We start from the raw sequence: 22183 nt of genomic DNA on the forward strand, positions 1-22183 counted from the left end.
GGAGGAGCAAAACTTGGTCAAAACGTATACTTGCCAAAACGGAGTAAGAATTGTACTCGAAAACAATCCCACTGTAAGGTCTGTCGCAATTGGCGTCTGGATTGGAACAGGCTCTAGACATGAGACACCTGAAATTAATGGAATCTCACACTTTTTAGAGCATATGTTCTTTAAAGGGACAAAGACAAGATCTGCACGTGATATCGCAGAATCCTTTGACCGCATTGGTGGTCAAGTGAATGCCTTTACATCAAAAGAATACACTTGCTACTATGCGAAGGTGCTTGATTCACATGCTGGCTACGCCCTCGATGTATTAAGCGACATGTTCTTTCACTCTGCTTTTGATGAAGAAGAGCTGAAAAAAGAAAAAAATGTGGTGTACGAAGAAATTAAAATGTATGAGGATACTCCTGATGACATCGTTCATGATTTATTAAGCAAAGCCATTTATGGTGATCATTCATTAGGATATCCAATTTTAGGAACAGAGGAAACACTCTCTACCTTTAACGGAGACTCACTTAGAAAATACATGGATGAATTCTATACCCCGGACCGCGTCGTGATCTCTGTTGCAGGGAACGTAGATGAGACCTTTATTCGTGAGGTTGAAAAGTTATTCGGCTCTTATGAAGGAAAAGGGAAAAAGCAGCCTGTAGAAGCTCCAGCATTTCATTATGACAAGCTCACACGCAAAAAGGAAACGGAACAAGCGCACCTATGCTTGGGCTTTAATGGCCTTCCAGCTGGAGATAAGGGCATCTATGACTTAATCGTCTTAAATAATGTTCTTGGCGGAAGCATGAGTAGCCGATTATTCCAAGATGTAAGAGAGGACAAAGGACTTGCGTATTCCGTCTTCAGCTATCACAGTTCATTTGCAGATAATGGAATGCTGACGATTTATGGCGGAACTGGAGCGAAGCAGCTAAACCTGCTCTCTGAGACCATCTTACAAACATTAGACGTCTTAAAGCGTGAGGGAATCACGCAGAAAGAACTAGAGAACTCTAAGGAGCAAATGAAAGGCAACCTTATGCTCAGCCTTGAAAGCACAAACAGCAAAATGAGCCGAAACGGTAAAAATGAACTGCTCCTTGGCAAACATCGGACACTCGATGAAATTATTGATGAAATCAACAGCGTCACATTAGACGGCGTGAATAACTTATCTAAACGAATCTTTACAGAAGATTATGCGCTCTCGCTTATTAGTCCGACGGGTGATGTACCTTCTGCTTAAACAAAAAAGGCATGTCTTTTAAAGAGATGCCTTTTTTTCATGTAAAAAAGATTAATCAGCTAACTTGTTTTGCAGCTGATGAACAATTTTATTGATTGTTGAAAAGTGCTCTGTCAGTAATTCCTCATCTGCAAATTGAATATCAAAAACCTCTTCTAATTCCAAAATGAGTGAAACTGCTTTAATCGAATCGAGACCGTGATTTGTTAATTCCTCATCTGCACCAATAGAAACCTTGCTGCTATCATCCAAAGAACGCAGAACCAAATCTTTTACTTGACTTGAAAGTGAAAGGACATCTGTCGTTTCATTCATCTGCAACGCTCCCTTTTACAAATTTTCTATCATTTACATAAATTAACTATATTAGAATGAAAAAACATTGTAAAGCAGTTTCGACATAAATAGGAATTGTTAATCATTCTATTCAAATGGAATATTTGGTAGAGTGAGAAGAAAAGAGACTGGGAAGGATGAATCAATCCATGAATAAAACAGACCTTATGCAGCACATTCCCTTATTAAAAGAAGCGGTCAGCATAGACCACATTGATAAAGGATATTCTCGGGATGAAAAATGGGTCATGACTACCGTGTCAGGTGAAAAATATGTCCTTCGATTCACAGATCAAGACCAGTATGACAAAATAAAGATGCAGTTAGAGCTACTTTCCGAATTAAGACGTCATGGTGTTCAGTGTGCTGATCCAGTGAATATCGGTGTCTTAGAAGCAAAACAGCAAGTGTACTATATTTTATCGTTTATAGAAGGCCAGGAAGCAAAAGAAATCATGAGTGAGTTAACTGAAGAACAGCAGTATGCTATCGGGGGAAGTGCAGGTCAGGATTTAAGAAATATGCATAAATATCCGGCACCTTCACACATCGAACCTTGGGAAGATCGTGTCATTAAAAAGCATCATCGATATTTAGCTGCTTACCGGGAAAGCGGTTTCTCCCTTGAAGGGGATGAAAAAGTGGCTCAGTTTATAGCAAAGCACATAGATATTGTGAAAGGCAGGCCTAATCAATTTCAGCACGATGATTTTCATTTAGGGAACATTATTGTAAACAATGATAAATATGCAGGTGTTATTGATTTTAACAATTTTGACTGGGGAGATCCCATTCACGATTTTTATAAAGTAGCTCTTTTCAGCAGAGAAACAAGTGAAGCTTTTTCGGCTGGTCAAATCAATGGATATTTTGATGGGAACATTCCAGATGATTTTTGGCTACTTTACTCTGTTTATGTCGCAATGAGTATCTTTTCATCGATTATGTGGGTCATTAAATTCGATCCGGGTCAAATGGATGAGATGATTGAAAGACTAGAAAATGTGCTAAAAGAACATGATTATTTTAATCAAATAGAGCCTCAGTGGTATGCGCGTAACACTAGATAACAGTGAAATATAGGACGATTGGGCAGGGATGGAAGTCACTGCCTTTTTTGTTATAATGATGCAAATTACACATTGTCATGACTAAAAACATTTTATATAATCCAAACAAGGATCGAAAAAGATGTAAAAAAATTCCGTTTTTTGTTGAAAAAGAGCAAAAGGCTGGTGGTGGATTGAAACAAATCGACAAGGATTCAAAGCAGTTATGGCGTGTTTATTTATGGACGCTTTCATTCTTAAAGCCTTATACAGGTAAAGTGATTCTAGTTATTATGAGTGGTTTCGTTATTACCTTGAGCGAGCTCATCATACCTAAATTTATTCAATATTTTATTGAGACCATTTTGCCAGCAAAAGACTTTTCAAAAATGAATGGTTTATTGTTAGGACTGACTGGCTTAATTGTACTCGGTATTATACTGACAGCCGCACGAAATTTATGGCAAAGAAAATTAATTGAACAAGCCTCAAGAGATTCACAATTTGCTGCCTTCCAGCAAATCCGTCAACTTGGTTTCTCATACTACGAACAACATTCTGTTAGTGAAACACTCTCCTTTGTTAACACACAGACACGAGCTGTACAAGAAATTTACAGACGATACTTCCCACAATTTATCAATCAGATATTATTTATCGCCATCTCACTTTATTTTATGATAAACATTTCTATTTTTCTCACCCTAATCATCATTCCAAGTTTTATTCTCTACTATGTCTTTGGACCATGGCTTGAAAAAAAGGCCACGATCTACGGTAGACAAAGTGCAGAAGGTTTTCGCACGTTGCAAACAAAATTATACGAAAGTCTTGCTTCGATGGAAGAGCTTAGAATTTTAGGCTATATGAAATGGGATATGGAACGAATTCAAAAACTCCATGAAAAAGTGCGCCAAGATCATGAGAAAAATGTTTTTTTCGCCTATTTACGAGGAAGCAACCGCAGGCTGACTTATTATATTGGCGCTCTTGCCACTTTTGGTATTGGTATCCACCTTGTAAAGACTGGACAGCTAACGACAGGTGGTTTTGTGGCATATATATTATATTATTTTTCAGCGATGCATATGCTTACTTCCATTGTCACACTTTTAACAGAACAACGAATATTAACATTTCAAATTGAACCTTTATATCATTTTATGAAAAAAACACCTGATATTAGAGAGCCTCAGCAGCCGGTGTACCTTGATCATGTAGAAGGCGATATCGTGTTTCATGACGTCAGTTTTCATTATCCCAATCATCCTCCTTTATTAAAAGAAATGAATCTACATATTCGGAAGGGTGAAAAAGTAGCGCTTGTCGGTACAAGCGGCGGAGGGAAAACATCGCTTCTTAAGCTAATTGGACGCTTTTATGATCCCTCATCTGGGATGATTACAATGAATGGAGTTGATTTGCGCCGTTTACCTACTAGTCAAATAAGAGGTGCGATGGGATTTGTTTTTCAAGAAACGTTCTTATTTAATATGAGTGTAAAGGACAATATTCGTTTTGGAGATACAAGTCTTTCAGATCAACAGATCATTGAAGCCGCAAAAAAAGCAGACTGTGATTCATTTATAAGAGAGTTAGAAAATGGATACGACACCATACTCGGGGAAAGGGGATTAAAACTTTCCGGAGGGCAAAAGCAAAAAATAGCGATTGCCAGGCTATTTGCTAAAAATCCAAGTGTTGTATTACTCGACGAAGCCACAGCATCTCTTGACAATGTCAGTGAGCAAAAAGTCCAGCAGGCATTACACCAAACATTTAAGGAGTCTACTGTCATTGCGGTTGCGCATCGTTTATCAACGGTCAGCCATTTTGACAGAATTATTTTTATAAAAGATGGTTGTGTGTTAGAGACTGGACCATTTCATGAATTGATGAGGAAAAAAGGGCATTTTTATCAATTGGCGTCTGACCGCTCAGAAAAGGAGGCAGGTGTAACATGAGAAAAAATTGGCTGTTTCTTTTGATCACAAGGCAAAAATGGATGCTCATCCTTGCTCTTTTACTCGTTTTGATTGAAGCAGCAGCTAATTTAGCCATGATAGGACTGCAAAAGTGGCTCATTGATGATGTTCTTTTGAATAGTGGTATCAGTCAGCATTTCTCCCAAATCTTGATGCTGTTTGCCATTATATTTTTTGTATATGTTGTGATGTTTGTTGCCAGCCCATATGTGATGCATAAAAACTATCTGACCATCCATCATTCATTGCAGAAAATGATGTTAGATCAGCTTCAGCAAGTATCCATGAGATCATATAAAATTCACCCAGTCAGTTTTTATTTACACAAACTTAATCAAGATGTAAAGACAGTTGCTGTTACGGCTGCTTTACATATACCGAAAATTGTACAAACGATTTTTATGGCCATTGTTTTATCTATCATTTTACTATCTGTGAGTTCTGTCTTATTTTTCTTGCTTCTCTTTGCAAGCGCTTGTTATTTTATTGTCGGTAAAAAAATGGCGAAAACGGCAACAAACATAGCAAAAGATGTGCAGGAGAGAAGATCAGACCTATTCGTGCATGTAGAAGAAGGCATTTCTTCTACAAGGGAAGTTGTCGCATTCGATCGACGCAAGTGGGAAATCGGTTTGTATGAAAAGCTGTTTAACAAAATGATGGATCGTGTCATGAAGGAAGGTAAGTTTCAAAACAAGCTTCTTTTTTTAACAGAGCCATTGAAATGGTTTGGGATACTATCAGTTCTAGTGTTTGGCACATATCAAGTAGCAGCAGGAAACATGTCCATCGGTTTATTTGTCGTCATTTACCAATATGCATCTCAATTAATGAAGAGTTATCAAGAGTTATTCCAGTATGTATTTGAATTTTTCCAACAGCGTGCATCTGTTCACCGAATAGCAGAAGTGTTGCAAATGGAAAACGAAGAAAAAGGAACAAAACGAATAGATGCTGTAGAAGACGTGGTGTTTGAAGATGTTTGCTTTTCTTATGAACAAACATCTAAAGGCGCTTTAGACGGCTTGAATCTTCATATTCCAAAGGGAAGGAAAGTGGCGATTGTTGGAGCGAGCGGCAGCGGGAAATCGACGATCTCAAAGCTTACAGTTGGACTTTACCAGCCAGATAGCGGGGGAATTTTGGTGAATGGGGTTGATCTATCAGAGATCAATCCATCTCATTTATTAAAACGAATAGCCGTTGTCCCGCAAGAGCCCTATTTTTTCCCAGACACGATACGCCTGAATTTAATCATGGGATTACATGATGTGACCGAAGAACAACTTGAACAGGCGTGTGAAGTTGCACAAATTCTTTCCTTCATCAAAGGGCTTGAAAAAGGTTTTGACACAGTCATTGGAGAGAGGGGAATTTCCCTATCAGGAGGACAAAGACAGCGTTTAGCTATCGCCAGAGCGTTTTTAAAACAGGCTGATTTACTTATATTAGATGAGGCGACCTCCGCGCTAGATCGGCAGACAGAAAGGAAGGTTCAAAAAGGGATAGACGATGCCAAAGGAGGCGGCACCTTGCTTGTGATTGCACACAGATTATCGACCATACAAAATGCAGATTTAATCTATGTACTTGAAGGCGGTGCTGTTCAAAGCTGCGGTACTCATGAGGAGCTGATGGAAGCCTCCTCGCATTACCGCTCTTTATTTATGGCCCAGGTAATTACAGCGTCTTAGTCAGTTTGTTTTTAACTAAAGTGAAGAGTCGTTCTAAGGTGCGGAAGTGGTCAGGGTGTAATTCTTCGTCTTCAAAGGCAATATGAAAGGTGTCCTCTAATGAAATAACAAAAGAGACGATTTGGACAGAATTTAATCCTAAAGCTTTTAAACTATCATCCCGGCTTGGCTGCTCATTGAGAGACAACTTATTCATGACAAGCTGAACAATTTTTTCTTCAACTTCAGTTATTGTCAGTTCATTCATGTCGCGGCTCCTTTCTAAGAGATTGATATATGTTACATTTTGGTTGATGAAGGAAAAAAATGCAATTGTTTTTATAAATCTATCATAAGGGGTGGCATTCATTGTCATATGTAAGCTATCAAAAAAATGATGTTCGTGTCGTATTAGGTGCAGATGAATCAGTTCAGAATTTAGTGATAAGTAAAGTGCATCCCTATATTGATTGCAGCAAAATAACAGAAAAACATGAAGGTGACGTTTGGACGATTTTAACCAGTAAATATGCACAAGAAATTCAAAAAGAAATACCTCTTGAAGAAGTCTTTTACGAAACGAAGATGGAGCCCCGCTGCCGCTACCTGTATGACGGAGAGAAAAAAGTCATTGTGATAGATGAACCAAAAGATGTCAGATGGGCAGCCCAGCATGCGCTTCGGTTAATAAGAGTTTTGCTTCGTCTTTTGTGTTATCAGGATGGACTCATCTATTTGCATGGGGGCATGATGGAGATGAATCAAAAGGGAATTGCCCTAGTAGGCGGATCAAGGGCAGGGAAAACGTCCACCATCTTATCCTTATTATCATTAACTGATGCCCGATATATCACAAACGATGATATAGGTGTTTCATATACGAACACCGAGTACACAGGAACTGGCTGGCCGAGATCTATGAGTATTCGGAAAGATTCGTTTGAAGCCATTGAAAAGCTAGGTACCCCATACAGACTCCAAACATCGAGTCATCCATTTAACGAGGATGATAAAAGCTATCATTTTGTATATCCAGAGGAGCTAGAAAAATGGTTTTCACGTGAAGTCAAAACAATAGGAAAAATCGATGTGATGGTGTTTCCTGAATTTTTACCTCACGGGCAAACTGGTGCAGAACTTTCGAAAATCACCCCAGAGGAAGCAGCGGAACGTTTGAAGCAGCATGCAGTCATTAATCCTGGAAGACATAATGAATTCTTATTACCGTATTTCACATTGCCAACACCCGAAGAGCTAGAACCATTCCTTAACGCATTAGCGGAAAAGGTGCCTTGTTACTCATTAAAGCAGGCATTTACTTCTTTAGAGAAAGGCACTGCCCTCATTCAAGAGCTTCTTGAACAATCCGACATTGTCGTGTAAGACTTTTTGGAGGTGAGTTATGGTTGAGCAGGAGTACAAATATTTGTTGTCACAAGCAGATTTTCAGCACATATATGACATGTTCATACAAAGTCATACCCCTACTTATGTACTTAATTTCAATTACTATTACGACACACCAGATTTTTTATTAAAACGATTTGGCTATACCGTACGTATCCGTCAAATCAGCGGCAAACTAACACTTGAAATCAAACGCCCCAGTCAAACGTCTGGCTATAAAAGAGTAAGAGAAGAAACGTCATTACCTATTGAGGAGCTACCGCAAAAATTAGATATACAGAACATCATGACGTCTTTACCGATTACAATCTCTCAACAGCCAGAATTGTTAGGACTATTAGTCACTGAGCGAACAACCTTTTACATTGAGAAAGGCATCAAAGTCGATTTGGATCAAAGCAGCTATCTTGGCATCACAGATTATGAACTGGAAATTGAATATGACAGTGAAAAAGCATATGAGGCAGATCAATTGTTTCATACACTAACTGATGATTTGGACATGCCAGTCAATCGAAAAGGGAAGCGCTCTCGATTTATCACTAGATTTCAATCGTTTTACGGGAAGGAGTAGTCAAACATGCGGGCTGTTTTGGATCAATCCACTCTCTCAAACGAGCAGAGGCTGTTATTACTTAGCTCACGTATTCAATTAAATGAACAAGAAGAAGAGTCTATTAGAGCTCTATTGAAAGATGGCATCGATATGCCTAAATTAATTGGACTGGCATCAAGACATAAGGTGCTTCAGCTGATGACGCCTCATTTGATTCGCCTTGATGATGAAAAAAGCATGACGACAACATACAAATTTTTGCTTCACTATCACTATATAGGGAATCGGCAAAAAAATGTGGAGAGATTCAAAGAATTCAAGCGTCTTTTACAAACATTCCGAAATGCAAAGCTGAAAGCAGTCCCCCTTAAAGGTGCCATTTTAACCCCGCTTGTGTACAAAGATTATGGACTGCGAATGATGTCAGACCTTGATTTCTTAATTCATCCAGATGACCGGAAGAATGCCTCTTCATTGCTCAAGAAGGAAGGATTTATCATCGGGAAATATGACTGGGCTGCCGATCAGGAAATACCGATTGAAAGAGAAGAAGAAATGATGTGGAGAATAAATGCCGGGAATCTTTATTCACATATTAAACGAAGCGGAGAAGATTTTTTGAAGGTACACCGGGTCGATTTCTCTTATGATGTTGAGCTGAAAAAAAACTACGAAGCAACAAATGCCTTGCTGGATGCTGCTGAAGAAAAGCCCTTTTTTCAAACAGATGTCTATTTGCTTCAGCCGTTAGATTTTCTTATCCATCTTGCCTTCCATCTATATAAGGAGGCAACAAACGTACAGTATGTCTACTTACATGCAGATCTTAATTTGATTAAGTTTTGTGATGTAAGGGAGTACGTCATGTTTGCTGAAGAGCAAAATCAGCTTGATTGGCATGCTTTGCAAGAAAGAGCGAAGGAATTAGGGGCCGAGAAAGCACTTTTTTACACGTTCACGTTTTTAGATTTATTGTACCAAACGAACTATATTGACGAATTGAAGCAGCTAGACATGAGTGACCAATCATTCTTAGAAGCCTATGGAGAGAATGATTTCGGTTCTTCGAAAATATGGAAAAAATCCTTTATTGAACGTTTTTTCAGCTTGGATAATCGCGATGAGCTTGAAGAGGAACCAGCCATACAGCTATTTCCTGAAAGGCAATAGCAAATTGAATAGGAGGATTCGATATGGATATAAAAGCGCTTTTTGAAAAGCCGAAGACCGATTTTCCTTATGAAAAATCATTTGTGTTTGCAGGTATTCATTTTCATATTCTATCAATGGAATTGCTGGCGATTGAAGATATTGAACATTATATCCCAAAAGAATTGGATCGCCGCGAGGGGGATATCCCATCACAGATTGAAATACGGTTTATCATTGATCCGGAGCTTGAACAGTCTGTTCGCAGTGCTTGCTTTCAAAAGGGTGAAACCATTACTGCAAAGAGGAAGTTTACTTACAAACGATTAACATTAGACGATCAAGTATTATTTGCCTCACATGAAGGTGACGAACCGCATAGTGTGGCGGTCAATAACGGGCGTTATGCTGTGATTGGAAAAAACAATAATGAGTCTGCGATACGCTGTCCACTGCGAATTGTTCGAGAAATTGCCCTTAGAACATTAGAAAATCAAGGCGGATGCTTTACGCATGCAGCAGCTGTCTCTTTTGAAGATGGCCAAAAAGGAGCGCTCATTATCGGCGATAAAGGTGCCGGGAAATCAACCACTATGTGGCAGTTTTTGCATCATGGAGGAGCAGATTTTATCACAAACGATCGTTCCATTTCAGTGCTTGAAGATCAGGAACTTATTGTGTATGGATGGCCGATGTGCTTGGCGCTTGGAGTAGGAACTGTCCAAGCCACCACAAATATACAGGAACTGAAAAACAAAAAATTCAGCCGGTCTCAAGATAAAACAATATGGGATGAAACCATATCAACAGAGGAAGAGGCAAAAGAAAAATGGGCGAGCGGCTGTAAGTTTGAAATTACACCAAAAGAAGCTGCTGAAATGACAGGAACAACGATTAGAAGCTCTACGAAAGTAGATATGGTGATTTTTCCTTCACTTAAAATAGGTTCGGGTGAGATTAGGCTTGTGCCGGTAAAAAAAGATGATCAAAGAGCAAAAGACATTATGGCAGCAAATATAAGAGAACCAGAAGATCCCGACTATTTAAAAGGCTGGCTCGGACTTCGGCATGTGTCAGATACCTTTCTGGAGCAAAAGGCATCTGAGCTTATCCATCACTTGTTTAACATGCCATGCTTTTATTTAGAGGGTGATCCGCGTTATCTGCAAGAAGCAATTCCAGATCTGTTAAACAAAAAAGTCAGTTCGATTTAAAGAGACGATTGTCTAAACATTCGTTTGAGCCGGTCTTCACGTTTTTTCATTTGCTCGTGATCTGCTGGAAGCAAAATTTGTAAGAGCATTTCGGCAATTGGCCGTGCGAGCCTTTCGTCAGAGTTCAATAGAATGCAAACACCTAATTTTGTCTTGGGAATGAATCCAATATAGGAGGTGAACCCTTTAATTTCTCCGCTATGTTCAGCTAAGGTGCATCCGTTAAAAGGTCTCAAAAACCATGAAAGACCGGCACCTCTGCTGAAATCTTCTTCAACCATAACGGGGCTTTGCATTTCTTTTAGCGAATGCTGATGAAGCACGCTGTTTGCACCGTATTGAGCTTGAATGAATTGAATCAGATCTTCTGCTGTGGAGATTAGTCCGCTTGAACCGTCCTCCCAAGATGGTGTTTCAGCACTTGGATAGGATACGCGGGACAGGCCTGAGGAAGAAACTGTATACCCTTTGGCTGTGGATGCTGTTTCAATAAATCCAGTTTGCTTCAAATCGAGCGGTTTTAGTATGTGGGTATGCACTAATTCTCTATATGGCTGATGACTCACCTTTTCTAGCACTTTACTTAATATAGAGTAGCCAAGACTGGAATAATTGATGATAGACCAAGGCGGTGTGAAAATAGTGAGTATTTCAATACACTGAGCTAGAGTCATATCTCGTAAATGAACGGCTTTGTCGAGTGCTTTGGGCAGGCCTGAGATATGAGAGGCAATCATTCGGAAAGTGAGTGGAATTGGTTCAGACAAGTGACTTTTTATGAAAGAAAGTAGTGGTTCGTAAGTATGAATGGGTTCATCGAGTTGAATGAATCCTTCCTCTCGCAATTTCATCATAACCATTGCAGTAAAAGGTTTAGTCACAGAACCAATTCGAAAGGTTGTGTCTTTTGTAACAGGGGTGCCGCTTTCAATATCAGCGAGGCCCTCATGCCAAGACCAAATGTGCTCATCTTCATGAGAAATACAAATGGAACAGCCGGGAATTTGATGTTGTTCCAATAATTTCCTAATATTAGTGGTTGTATCTTGCAGACGCTGCAGGATCGATTCATTGATCAAAATAGACACCTCTTTCATACAGAATATATATATATTACCAAATGTTTCATGTTGTTTTAAGATGAACGATCAATATTTTTATATTTTAAAAGAGAGCGGGCGATAGATGATGAAAACAATTCAAAAAACCATTCTTGATATTTTAAAAGGTGATGGCCAAGATATAGAACAAATTCCATATGAGCTTGTGGAACGTAAAGGTGTAGGACATCCAGATACGATGTGTGACGCCATAGCAGAAAGAGCTTCTCAATACTATTCTCAATATTGCATGGAGCATTTCGGCAGAGTGGCACACCACTGGTTTGACAAAGTCATGCTTCTTGGCGGAGATGCTGATGTCACGTATGGGAAAGGGACAATGGTCAAACCGTATCAAGTTGTGTTTGCTGGAAAAGGGGCATACGCATACGGCGATGAGCCCATTCCTCTTAAACAGATTCTTTTCGATGCGGCAAAGGATGTGTTATCAGAGGTGACAACAGGATTTGATCCTGAAGAACATCTCGTCATTGACTGCCGAATCGTTGATCATCAGGGGGCAGGACGCAAAAATTCACGATATCGTCCGATGGTTGAAACGGACATGATTGAAATCGGTGATCCAAAGCTTGTGTCAAACGACTGTAACTTACTGCATGCACATGCCCCGTTAAGCCGTCTTGAGAAACTGGTTCTCTATACAGAGCGTTATGTAAATGGCCCAGAATTTAAAAAGGTCAATCCAGATACCGGCTGGGATGTAAAAATATTTGGAAGCAGACGTCATGAAGATTTTAAACTCATTGTGAACATGCCATTTCTAGCTAAAGATATTCATAGTCTTGAGGAGTATTTTGCCCGCAAAAAAGAATGCCAAGATCAAATCGCTCGCTATATTCATGAAACGTTAGGCCTCACGCCTGATCTCATGCTGAACGCAACAGATCGCAATGGCCGTCCGTACTTAACAGCGCTAGGTTCTGTAGCAGATACCGGCGATGTAGGAGTTGTTGGAAGAGGAAATAGATTAAATGGACTGATCACCCCAATGCGGTCTATGAGTATTGAAGCGCCAGCTGGGAAAAACCCGCTTGATCACACAGGAAAATTATATGGGGTGCTCGCACAAAGGCTGGCAGATCAAATTTTTGAAACGATTCAAAAGCCAACAGAAGTGCATATCTTTACTTCAAAAGAGGCACCGCTCCACAACCCGGATGAAATTGCCGTCCGTATTCAGCAGTGGGATGGAAATGAAGTTGATAGAAAAAGAATTGAAGATCTCGTCATGAATGCGGTTTATTCAATGGGCGATGTGACAACAGATTTAATCTTTAAAGGCGTGACAATGTGGTAAAAAGGATGAAAAAAAGAGTCATTGATGCCGTTCATGCATGTATTCATACAAAAGAACCTATGGCAGTGACCATTCATCCATATGAAATTGAAAAACAACAACAATTGAAACAACACCATCTTCTGTTGATGCTAAAACCTGAATTAACAAGCATCAATAAAGGTGTACAGCTTGATCTCATACTAGATGAACTTCTCCACCGATTAGATGATCGTGATGTACAAATAGGAGCCGTGCGCGTTATATCATCCTTATATTTGAAAGAAAAGAAAATAATTGAAAATCAATATGGGATGCTAAATAAAATTTCTAAAAACGGTCTGAGTGAAGTGTCAGATGCAGCAAAAAAGATGCTGGCTTTGAAATACCCAGAGTTTAATAAGAAGGAACATTTCATATATGGAGGCCATCAATTTTTACAAAAGTACAAAGAGCTTACGCCATATGGTTTAGAGCTTTTAACCCGAAACGTCAAGGTAGACAAGTTGGGTGCGGGCACATACGCCATAGAGGCCGAGGTGGATGGAGAAAAAATGCTTCTGCTCAATTCATTCCACCCTTGTCAAATCGAGTGGTTCACTGCACCTGCAAAGTCTATTATCGTCATTGAATGTTTTTCAAAGCAGCCAATGAGGATGTTGAGAGAAGATTTCATCGGTGCAACGGACCCTAAAGAGGCTAAAGCGGGTTCATTTAAACACATGCTGCTGTCTGAGCAAAAACGGTTTGGTTTATCTAACGTGTGTACTCGGTTTAATGGCATTCACCTGTCACCGGGTCCTGTAGAAGCGATGGCGGGAATGATTCACTATTTTAGTACACCTGATACAAGACTGACTCCCGCGCATACACTTTTTGGCCAGCTGTTAAAGGAAAATGGCTTTTCGGCGGAAGCATTAGATCTATTATGTAAAGATGTGTCCATTCATTCAAGCGAAACGCCCGTATTTGAATTAACAGAAAACCTAAATTGGGATGAAGCACTTGATCTGCTAGTAAAAGTGAGAAACGACATTCAAAAGCATGAACGTGTTCTGTAACGGAGGGAACAACTTGAACAATAAAGGAGCTAGCCAGCGAATTTGGATTGTCGGTCCACCTGGATCTGGAAAAACAACCCTTGCACATCAATTGAAGCAGGAGTTAACGTTACCTCACTATGAGCTCGATGCCCTATTCTGGCAAGCGAACTGGAAAAAAACAGATAAACCGGTGTTTATCGATAACGTCCATGAAATTGTCAAACAAAAGAAATGGGTCGTTGATGGTCAATATTCATCTGTTCACCACATATTGGCTGAATATGCTGATACGATCATTTGGCTTGATGTCAAGAGAAGACAGACATTCCCCCGTCTCATGAAAAGGACATTCAAACGGCTCATCACAAGGGAGAAACTTTGGAATGGAAATAAGGAGCGAATGGGTAACGCGCTCCATTTTTTCTCATATGCCTTTCAAGTCTATCCAGAGGTGATTCATCAAAATGAAAAGCTTTTTCACAAATTGAAAGAAAAATCTCATGTGAAATGCCTGCGCATAGACAAACGGGACGATGCAGACCAGGTGCTAATGAAAATCAAAAACCTTGAGAAAAAGGGGTGAGGACATGACGCCATTAGATGATGCTTATAATGTCCTGAAATATTGGTTTTCGGAACAGCCGATTCGTTTAACACCTTTAAATGGAAGAAGCCCTAATGAAGGATGGCTTGTAGAAACGATTAAAAACCGCTTTGTCTTAAAAAAATGTGCGAGAAATCATGATGCAAAGTGGCTTCAATATTTAGAGGAATTAACAGATGCTCTGCTTGAACATGGCTTCCCGATTCAACCTATGATGGAGGCAAAAGACCGTCGTAAGACCATTTTATTCAAAGAACACTTTTGGCAGCTGCGGCCCTATTTCGAAGGAAGACCATATGAAATGGGAAATCGTTCAGATGAACAAGAAGCCATCCGGGTATTAAAACAGCTTCATTCATTGAAGAACTTACCGAAAGGACCTGTGAATCCAAACTGCGAATTGAAGAACTGGATTACTTCTCCGGAGGAGACGATCGGCAAGACGGCTTACGCCTTAAAAAAGGTTGTTTCTTCTAAAAAGGCGGCTGCTTTGCTCAACGTGTATGAACGGGAACTAATGAATATCATCACGCTACTAAACCCTAGTATATACGAAGCATTACCTCATGCTGTTACACATGGTGACTTTCATTCTGGCAATCTGCTCATTCGTAACAAAAAGCTTGCCATGGTTCTTGATTTTGATACAGCAGGCTTTAGACCGCGAGTATATGATGCAGCCATATCTGCTTTTTTGTTAACGAGAATCAAGAGAGGAACGTTTCAACTAGATATTGTGAAAACGATTCAATTTTTAAAGGCATATGCAGATGACTTATCCGAATATGAATGGCGTTCTATATCTGCGTTTATCAGACTTTTATATATTCCGACAGAGCGGTATTTAACACTGCTGCATACCTATACACCTCACTTACTAAACTGGTATATTGATTGGTCTTTCGAAGCACTAGAATCTGCATCGAACCAGCTGAAGGAAGATTGGTATCTCCAAAAGGAGATGAGAACATGAAGATCGCTGTTGTCACTGGTGGGAATAGGGGCATAGGTAAAGAAGTATGCAGACAGCTTGCGCAGTGTGGAATGCTTGTTATTTTAACTGCACGGCAGCTTGAAAGTGCCAAAATAGCTGCGTCTGAAATGACTGAGCATGTTGTGCCATTTCAGCTGGATGTAACAAATGAAGAATCGGTTGAACGTTTCTCGGCATTTATGAAAGATTCGTTCGGGAGAGTGGATGTGCTCATTAATAATGCCGGTGTCTTTCATGACAACATAAAGGACCACACATTTCCATCTTTTCTAGATCTTCCTGTATCGACACTCCAAGAAACGATGAATGTGAATGTGTATGGTGCAGTCAGAATGACCAAGGCCGTTTTTCCTTACATGAAAGAGGCGGGATATGGACGGATTGTCAATGTATCTAGCGGTATGGGAAGGCTCTCTGCGATCTACGCTTCAGGCGATGTCAGGCGTGATGGAAAAAGCGGTCCTTACTACCGGATGTCAAAAGCGGCGCTGCATGTTCTCACAAAAGTCACAGCTTTAGAGGGGGCACCCTATTCTATCCTTGCGAATGCAGTGTGTCCTGGCTGGGTACAAACGGACATGGGGACATCTGAGGCTGTTAAAACCATACAGGAAGGTGCATCAGGAATCGTGTGGGCGGCACAGCTGCCCCGAGATGGACCAACAGGAGAATTGTTGAGAGACGGGCAAAGACTTCAGTGGTAAGAGGAGGCAGCTACATGCGAGGTATGAAAGGAAAGACAGTTATAGTGACAGGCGGAGCCCAGGGTATTGGATATGCGGTCGCAGAACGAGCCGCACAAGAGGGCGCACAAGTCGCCATTGCTGATCATCATGTAGATTACGGAATGGCAGCAGAAAAACAGCTCAAAGCAAATGGATATGATGTTTTGTTTATAGAGGCTGATATTGCTGATGAAACATCCATTGTTTCAATGATCGAAAAAACAGCCAATCATTTTGGGAAAATAGACATGCTGGTGAATTGTGCAGCCGTGTTTATCATGCGGGGTCTTGAAGCAACCGTTGAAGAATGGCGGCGCATTATGGATTTGAATATTATGGGACAAGCGCTTTGTGTCAAACACACTGCGCCTTACATGGAGAAAATAGGAAAAGGAGCAATTGTAAATATTGCCTCCATTTCAGGCCACATTGCCCAGCCAAAATATTTAACATATAACGCGACAAAAGCAGCTGTTGTCAATATGACGCGGTGCATGGCAATGGATTTGGCGGATGCAGGTATTCGTGTAAACGCAGTGAATCCAGGCACAGTATGGAACAAAAATAACGAGCGGTTCCATTTAGAAGAGCTTGGATTGACAAGAGAGCAAGCAAATCAGCATCCTGATATTGGCGGGATGCACATGTTGAAACGAACCGCTGATCCAGAAGAGATCGCATCTGCTGTCATCTTCCTTCTTTCAGATGAAGCGAGTTTTATTACAGGAGAAAATTTGATGGTTGACGGCGGCTATACTGCCATGTAGAGGAGTAAAAATTGCATGAAATTTGATCTGCACACACATCATCAACGCTGTGGTCATGCGGAAGGGAACATCAGAGAATATATCGATGAGGCTGTCAAATTAGGTCTGGATTTTATTGGGATATCAGATCACTCTCCGTTCTTTGGTGAAGAGGCTGACCACTTTAAACCATGGGTAGCGATGGCTAAAAGTGAATTTCAATCATATATAGAGGAAGTCCTGCAGTTGAAAAAGGAATATGACGGAAAAATTCACGTGCTGTTAGGTGTCGAATCTGACTATTTTCCAGAACACGAGGCCCTCTACCGAGACGTGTATCGACATTATCCATTTGATTATATCATTGGCTCGGTTCATGTCAGTAATGGATATGACCTATTTAACCGGAAACGGTGGGAACAAATCACAGAGCAGAAAGCCATCATTGAAAAAGAAACGTATTACCAGTTAATTAAAATGTCTGCTGAGAGTCAAATGTTCGACGTTTTAGGCCATATTGACGCCTTAAAAGGTTTTTATCCAGAGATTGCTCATCTCAAAACAGAAGCTGTCGATGATGCACTGCAAGCAATTGCGGAGAGTGGTTCTGTCATTGAAGTGAATACCTCTGGCAAAACAAAAGACTGCGGCGGCTGGTATCCATCAATGGATCTATTAGAGCGAGCCAAATTTTATGGAGTGGATGTCACGTTTGGCTCAGATGCCCATCAGCCAGCCCGAGTAGCAGATGATTGGCTGAAAGTAAAACAGACACTGAAGGAATTAGGTTACAAGGAATGGTATATCTTTCAATCTCGTCAAAAGCGAAAATTGGCTCTATAAATTCTAAAAAAAGGGGTTATGAAAATGACAAAAGTTCGCGTAGCAATTGCAGGAGTAGGATCATGCGCTTCAAGTATTGTTCAATTTGTAGAATTGGCAAAGGAAAAGATGGATACGCTCTCCGGTGTTATGCATGATGTCATTGGAGGTTATCACTTGTCTGATGTGGAATTTGTTGCAGCTTTTGAAGTAGATCAAAATAAAGTAGGAAAAGATTTATCAGAGGCTATTTTTACTAAACCAACGGCTGCAGTTAAACATATTGATGTTCCGTTTTTCCAAGTATCTGTTGAAGCAGGGCCTTTATGTGATGGTCTTGAAGGAGATTTGTCCAACTGCATTCAGCCGCATGAACATTCATTAAAAATGAACACACATGATGTGACGCAAAGATTAAAGGAAGTTCAGGCAGATGTACTAGTCTGCTTCTTACCGACGGGTTCATTTGAAGCAGTTCGAGTATACGCAGAGGCGTGTGCACACGCGCAAACTGCCTTTATTAATGCGACACCTGAACCGGTGGCAAATGATCCTGAATTTGTCAAAATGTTTGAAGAGTCGAATACCCCGCTCCTTGGAGATGACTTAAGAAGTCATTTAGGTGCCACAACACTGCATACAGCGTTAATTGAGCTATTAAAATCCCGGGGGATTGACATTACCAATACGTACCAATTAAATGTCGGAGGCAATACAGACTTTTTAAACCTTGCCAACCCAATGAGATCAACGAGTAAACAAAAATCGAAGCGGAAAGCATTATTTGCCTCTGGTATTGATGCCAGCGAAGTGGCAGCAGGTCCAAATGGCTATGTCAGCTACTTAGGAGATCATAAAGTCTGCTTCCTGCGATTGGAAGGGAATTCTGTTTTAGATTCAGACATTTCGCTTGAAATCCGTTTACAAGTAGAAGATTCTCCGAATTCAGCTGGTGTTATCGCTAACGCAATGCGTGTAGCAAAAGCCGCTAAAGACATGAATCACAGCGGTGTCATACATGACGTCTGCCCATTCTTATTCAAAAGCCCTCCAATTGGACAAGTAGATTCAGAATCATTGCGTCTATTCAATGAATATGTAGCAAATGCTGAGCTGAAAAAGGTGTGATCAGTGGAAGCAGAACTAAATCTTTGCGAGATAAAATTTGCCGCTTTTGACTTGGATGGAACATTAATTGATGATCGAGGCGAGCTTATTGGTGATGTCTATGGCGCAGTGAACATGCTGCGCCAAAGAGGCATTATTTCAATAATTGTCACAGGCAGGACCTATGATTCTTTCTTCTCTCTGAACTTAGATCCATCTTTACTCAATTTATTTCATCATGATGTTTTGCTGAATGATGGAAATGTGATTTGCCATCATCAAAAGAAAACATTTGACGTTAAACAATATCTAGATGCTGCTATATGCCGGCAGGTTATGTCATCACTTGATGGTCAAGCTGAATTTGTCATGGAATCACACGGGAAGCATGTGGCAACAAGTAAAAGCGCTAAGTTGAAATATTGCATGCTTTACACATTTCCACGAGAAAAAATAGAGGTTGGTCATCAGAAAGAATTCAAATTTGACCGTGTGACAAAACTGTTTATTTTACCGAAAGAAAAAATAGATATCGCTCATCTATTAAGAGATTGTCATTGTGATGTTGCGGATGCCCAGTTTTTAAATGCACAAGTGGTATCCCCGAAAGGAATTTGTAAGGGAGATATGCTTGAACGCCATTTATTAGATTGTTTTGGAGAAAGTGATTTAAATCGTGTGATTGCTTTTGGAAATGGTCATAATGACAGACTGCTGCTCAAGAAGGCGAGGTGGGGGCTGGCAGTTCAAGATAGCCATCCATCGGCGATTGAGTTATGTGATGTTCATCTGGGGGAGTCTATTTATGACTATCTTGATAAAGTTTCACAACCATTAGAAGCATCAAAAGTGATCAATGAAAAGGGAGGAATTTAGTTGAGAACCCTTCAGCTGCCTTTACCAGATGCGTTAGAAGATACAATGATACCAGATTTTGTGGAAAGAGTTTCTTTTCTATCTGCCCACATTTTGCACGTTGATCTTCTTGAAGAGGAATCCTTTATTGAAGTAACAGTCGATCATACAGGTGATGCAGAGGCAATATCAGCTGCGTTTTTAAAGTTATCGTCAAATGTAGCTCAACTGCGGAGGTTTCGTGAAAAGGAAATGAAATCAAATATTCATTTAAAAAGTGAGCCTGTTCATTCGAAACTAAGCTGGGATGACCAAAAGAGAACTTTCTATGATGAAATTGAAATGGAACTCGCACACTATTTTGATCAATTATTCTTAAATATGGGGGCTTCACTTGGGGCCAAATTAAGAAAATACCCTTCTACGATGAGTAAAGAATTAATGGAAAAGTGTAAATACCATACAAATTTTCCGCAAAATATTTATTCTGTTTTTGAAATACCTCATGATTACCAGGTGATTGATGACATTCGAGAAAAGCATCATGGGTTTCTGCCTGAACACTTCCAGCAAGCAGGTCGATTTTTACAGCCGTGCATTTGTTATCACTGCTACGAGGAATGGGAAGGCAAGACCTATACAGACAATCAAATGATGACAGCAGCGGGGCAGTGTTTTAGACATGAAATTTCTTGGAAAGTAGATCCTCTAAGGAAACTAGAATTTAGTATGCGCGAAATTGTCTTTATCGGTGATAACGAATACATTAACGAAACAAGAAAAACACTTCTTGAACACACATGGCAATGTTTTCATCAGCTTGGTCTTAGTGGTAAGGTCACCACCGCAAATGACCCCTTTTTCTTTTATGATGATATGGATAAAGCGAATTATCAATTAATGGCAAACAGCAAATATGAGTTAGTAGCTGTGACAGAAAAGAAAGACGTTTCGATCGCTTCTTTTAACGACTGTGGAGAGATGCTTTGTGAAAGGTTCCAGATCAAGGGAGAAGATGATATGCCGCTTTATTCGGGTTGTGCGGCTTTCGGTATCGATCGATGGGTTCAAGTATTTTTACAAACATACGGTCGAAATAAAAAGAATTGGCCGGATGAGATGCTTCATATAAAGGAGGGTCACTATGCTGCAAAGTAATCTGACTCAAGAAGAGCACACAGCCCTCATTTTATCTACTCCTTTTTTAGAAGACAGCCAGATAGAAGAGATGCAGGAGCTTCTATATCAGCAGCAAGACTGGAATGTCATTCTTGGAATGCTGCATGTTCATCGAACAGCTGGTATTGCATGGAAAAATATTAAACGTTACGCCATTCATTTAAGAAAAGATTTTAAAGCAACTTATTTTTTAAAGTCATTAGAGATTATGTATAAGGGGCAATTAGAAACGGCACGAGACAATATCAAGTTAAACGATCAGTTATTTCAAGCACTTGATCAAAAAGGAATTGAATATGCCATTGTAAAAGGAAGTGTGATTGGCCAGTGGGCATACGGCGATGTAGGGCTTCGCTTATTTGGGGACAACGATCTCTTTATCTCACAAGATCAGCTGCAAGAAACTGGACATGTATTAAAAGAATTAGGCTATATTCAAGGTTCTTGGAATTATGAAACGGAGACAGTCACACCTGCGAAACGAAAAGACATTCTTTACCTCATCATGAACTCACATCAAACCTACACCTACATGAAACCTACACCAGAATGCCGCTTTATTGACTGTCATAAAATTGATGTTCAGTTTTCAGTTGACCTCATGACAGGAAACCGGACAGATTCAATTGTCCAAGAAATGTTGTCTAGACGAATTCAAACGTCTGTTGACGAGCACCTTGTATGGTCATTAAAAGAAGAGGATATGCTGATTTTCTTATGTATTCATTTTTACAAAGAGGCGATTTATTTAAATGAAGTGGAGTCAATGAAAGATTTACTGCTTTATAAGCTGCTTGATATATATGGCATGTTTATGAGAGAAGACCTATTGGATGTGGAGTTGTTTGTCCGTCGAACGAAAGCGTATGGCTTTGGAAAGATGGTCTATTTTGCTTTGCATTATGTGAATGAAGTCTTTCCTCATACGATTCCTGATCTTGTCATGGATGCACTTCAGCCTGAATCACTTGCTTATTTATCAGAAGTACTGGATGCAAATGATGTCGTTCATACATGGAATCAGCCTATTCGTAAACGATTCTTTCACATTAATCGGTCTTTAGAAATACAAAAGCATTCTGTTCATAAGGAGTAG

General features: G+C 40.0%; 22 protein-coding genes. 19 read left to right on the forward strand and 3 right to left on the reverse strand.

The window, feature by feature from the left end:
* Positions 1-13: 13 nt before the first annotated feature.
* Positions 14-1246 carry a M16 family metallopeptidase gene (locus tag AAZR19_RS09475; protein ID WP_041109058.1) on the forward strand — a complete coding sequence of 411 codons (1233 nt, stop codon included), beginning with the start codon at positions 14-16 and terminating at the stop codon, positions 1244-1246.
* A 51-nt stretch (positions 1247-1297) separates the two neighbouring features.
* On the opposite strand, the gene AAZR19_RS09480 is transcribed toward AAZR19_RS09475, so the two are convergent.
* Positions 1298-1561, reverse strand: a complete 264-nt coding sequence (locus AAZR19_RS09480; protein WP_051627339.1) for an acyl carrier protein — start codon at positions 1559-1561, stop codon at positions 1298-1300.
* A gap of 170 nt (positions 1562-1731) precedes the next feature.
* Here AAZR19_RS09480 and AAZR19_RS09485 point away from each other — a divergent pair, with 170 nt between their 5' ends.
* The 3 genes from AAZR19_RS09485 (at position 1732) to AAZR19_RS09495 (ending at position 6310) form a co-directional block, all read left to right on the forward strand.
* A complete protein-coding gene (locus AAZR19_RS09485; RefSeq protein ID WP_326349644.1) occupies positions 1732-2652 on the forward strand; it encodes an aminoglycoside phosphotransferase family protein in 921 nt (306 codons plus the stop codon).
* A 173-nt stretch (positions 2653-2825) separates the two neighbouring features.
* Positions 2826-4595: an ABC transporter ATP-binding protein gene (locus AAZR19_RS09490; protein WP_226014865.1), complete on the forward strand. Its 1770-nt coding sequence runs from the start codon at positions 2826-2828 to the stop codon at positions 4593-4595.
* Positions 4592-6310 carry an ABC transporter ATP-binding protein gene (locus AAZR19_RS09495; protein ID WP_326349643.1) on the forward strand — a complete coding sequence of 573 codons (1719 nt, stop codon included), beginning with the start codon at positions 4592-4594 and terminating at the stop codon, positions 6308-6310. The genes AAZR19_RS09490 and AAZR19_RS09495 overlap by 4 nt, the downstream gene beginning before the upstream one ends.
* Here AAZR19_RS09495 and AAZR19_RS09500 read toward each other — a convergent pair.
* Positions 6297-6557 carry an acyl carrier protein gene (locus tag AAZR19_RS09500; protein WP_034281852.1) on the reverse strand — a complete coding sequence of 87 codons (261 nt, stop codon included), beginning with the start codon at positions 6555-6557 and terminating at the stop codon, positions 6297-6299. The two genes, AAZR19_RS09495 and AAZR19_RS09500, sit on opposite strands and share 14 nt — an antisense overlap.
* Before the next feature lie 101 nt (positions 6558-6658).
* Here AAZR19_RS09500 and AAZR19_RS09505 point away from each other — a divergent pair, with 101 nt between their 5' ends.
* The 4 genes from AAZR19_RS09505 to AAZR19_RS09520 are packed head-to-tail and all read left to right on the forward strand — an operon-like array spanning position 6659 to position 10615.
* Entirely contained in the window at positions 6659-7672 is a 1014-nt protein-coding gene (locus AAZR19_RS09505) for a hypothetical protein (protein ID WP_202739057.1), read from the forward strand.
* 19 nt (positions 7673-7691) lie between these two features.
* Entirely contained in the window at positions 7692-8270 is a 579-nt protein-coding gene (locus tag AAZR19_RS09510; RefSeq protein WP_144470524.1) for a CYTH domain-containing protein, read from the forward strand.
* 6 nt (positions 8271-8276) lie between these two features.
* The gene (locus AAZR19_RS09515) at positions 8277-9422 is read left to right on the forward strand and encodes a nucleotidyltransferase domain-containing protein (protein ID WP_326349642.1); all 1146 of its coding nucleotides are present in this window, start codon (positions 8277-8279) and stop codon (positions 9420-9422) included.
* Positions 9423-9445: 23 nt separating this feature from the next.
* Positions 9446-10615 (forward strand): hypothetical protein, encoded by a 1170-nt coding sequence (locus tag AAZR19_RS09520; protein ID WP_226014861.1) that lies wholly within the window; start codon positions 9446-9448, stop codon positions 10613-10615.
* On the opposite strand, the gene AAZR19_RS09525 is transcribed toward AAZR19_RS09520, so the two are convergent.
* Positions 10612-11694 (reverse strand): serine hydrolase domain-containing protein, encoded by a 1083-nt coding sequence (locus AAZR19_RS09525; RefSeq protein ID WP_326349641.1) that lies wholly within the window; start codon positions 11692-11694, stop codon positions 10612-10614. The two genes, AAZR19_RS09520 and AAZR19_RS09525, sit on opposite strands and share 4 nt — an antisense overlap.
* A gap of 109 nt (positions 11695-11803) precedes the next feature.
* Between AAZR19_RS09525 and AAZR19_RS09530 the strand changes: the two genes are divergently transcribed.
* The 11 genes from AAZR19_RS09530 to AAZR19_RS09580 are packed head-to-tail and all read left to right on the forward strand — an operon-like array spanning position 11804 to position 22183.
* Positions 11804-13033: a methionine adenosyltransferase gene (locus AAZR19_RS09530; RefSeq protein ID WP_226014859.1), complete on the forward strand. Its 1230-nt coding sequence runs from the start codon at positions 11804-11806 to the stop codon at positions 13031-13033.
* Positions 13034-13038: 5 nt separating this feature from the next.
* Positions 13039-14073, forward strand: a complete 1035-nt coding sequence (locus AAZR19_RS09535) for a hypothetical protein (RefSeq protein ID WP_041109072.1) — start codon at positions 13039-13041, stop codon at positions 14071-14073.
* A 13-nt stretch (positions 14074-14086) separates the two neighbouring features.
* On the forward strand, positions 14087-14638 hold the full coding sequence (locus tag AAZR19_RS09540; RefSeq protein ID WP_326349640.1) for an AAA family ATPase: 552 nt from the start codon (positions 14087-14089) through the stop codon (positions 14636-14638).
* A gap of 4 nt (positions 14639-14642) precedes the next feature.
* The gene (locus AAZR19_RS09545; RefSeq protein ID WP_326349639.1) at positions 14643-15632 is read left to right on the forward strand and encodes a phosphotransferase enzyme family protein; all 990 of its coding nucleotides are present in this window, start codon (positions 14643-14645) and stop codon (positions 15630-15632) included.
* Positions 15629-16357, forward strand: a complete 729-nt coding sequence (locus AAZR19_RS09550) for an SDR family NAD(P)-dependent oxidoreductase (RefSeq protein WP_326148713.1) — start codon at positions 15629-15631, stop codon at positions 16355-16357. The genes AAZR19_RS09545 and AAZR19_RS09550 overlap by 4 nt, the downstream gene beginning before the upstream one ends.
* Before the next feature lie 14 nt (positions 16358-16371).
* The gene (locus tag AAZR19_RS09555) at positions 16372-17145 is read left to right on the forward strand and encodes an SDR family NAD(P)-dependent oxidoreductase (RefSeq protein WP_202739047.1); all 774 of its coding nucleotides are present in this window, start codon (positions 16372-16374) and stop codon (positions 17143-17145) included.
* Positions 17146-17160: 15 nt separating this feature from the next.
* Positions 17161-17967, forward strand: a complete 807-nt coding sequence (locus AAZR19_RS09560) for a histidinol-phosphatase (RefSeq protein ID WP_202739046.1) — start codon at positions 17161-17163, stop codon at positions 17965-17967.
* Between the two features lie 24 nt (positions 17968-17991).
* Complete coding sequence (locus AAZR19_RS09565; protein ID WP_237727667.1) at positions 17992-19074, forward strand: inositol-3-phosphate synthase; 1083 nt, start codon at positions 17992-17994, stop codon at positions 19072-19074.
* 3 nt (positions 19075-19077) lie between these two features.
* Positions 19078-19929, forward strand: a complete 852-nt coding sequence (locus tag AAZR19_RS09570; protein WP_434702960.1) for an HAD hydrolase family protein — start codon at positions 19078-19080, stop codon at positions 19927-19929.
* Positions 19930-21066, forward strand: a complete 1137-nt coding sequence (locus AAZR19_RS09575) for an aminoacyl--tRNA ligase-related protein (protein ID WP_254805754.1) — start codon at positions 19930-19932, stop codon at positions 21064-21066.
* Positions 21053-22183, forward strand: coding sequence for a nucleotidyltransferase family protein (locus AAZR19_RS09580; RefSeq protein ID WP_226014852.1), 1131 nt, complete (start codon positions 21053-21055; stop codon positions 22181-22183). Before AAZR19_RS09575 ends, AAZR19_RS09580 begins: the two co-directional genes overlap by 14 nt.

It is taken from the genome of Bacillus sp. Je.9.29.b (assembly GCF_051129925.1).
In the GTDB taxonomy this organism is placed as follows: domain Bacteria; phylum Bacillota; class Bacilli; order Bacillales; family Bacillaceae; genus Bacillus; species Bacillus safensis.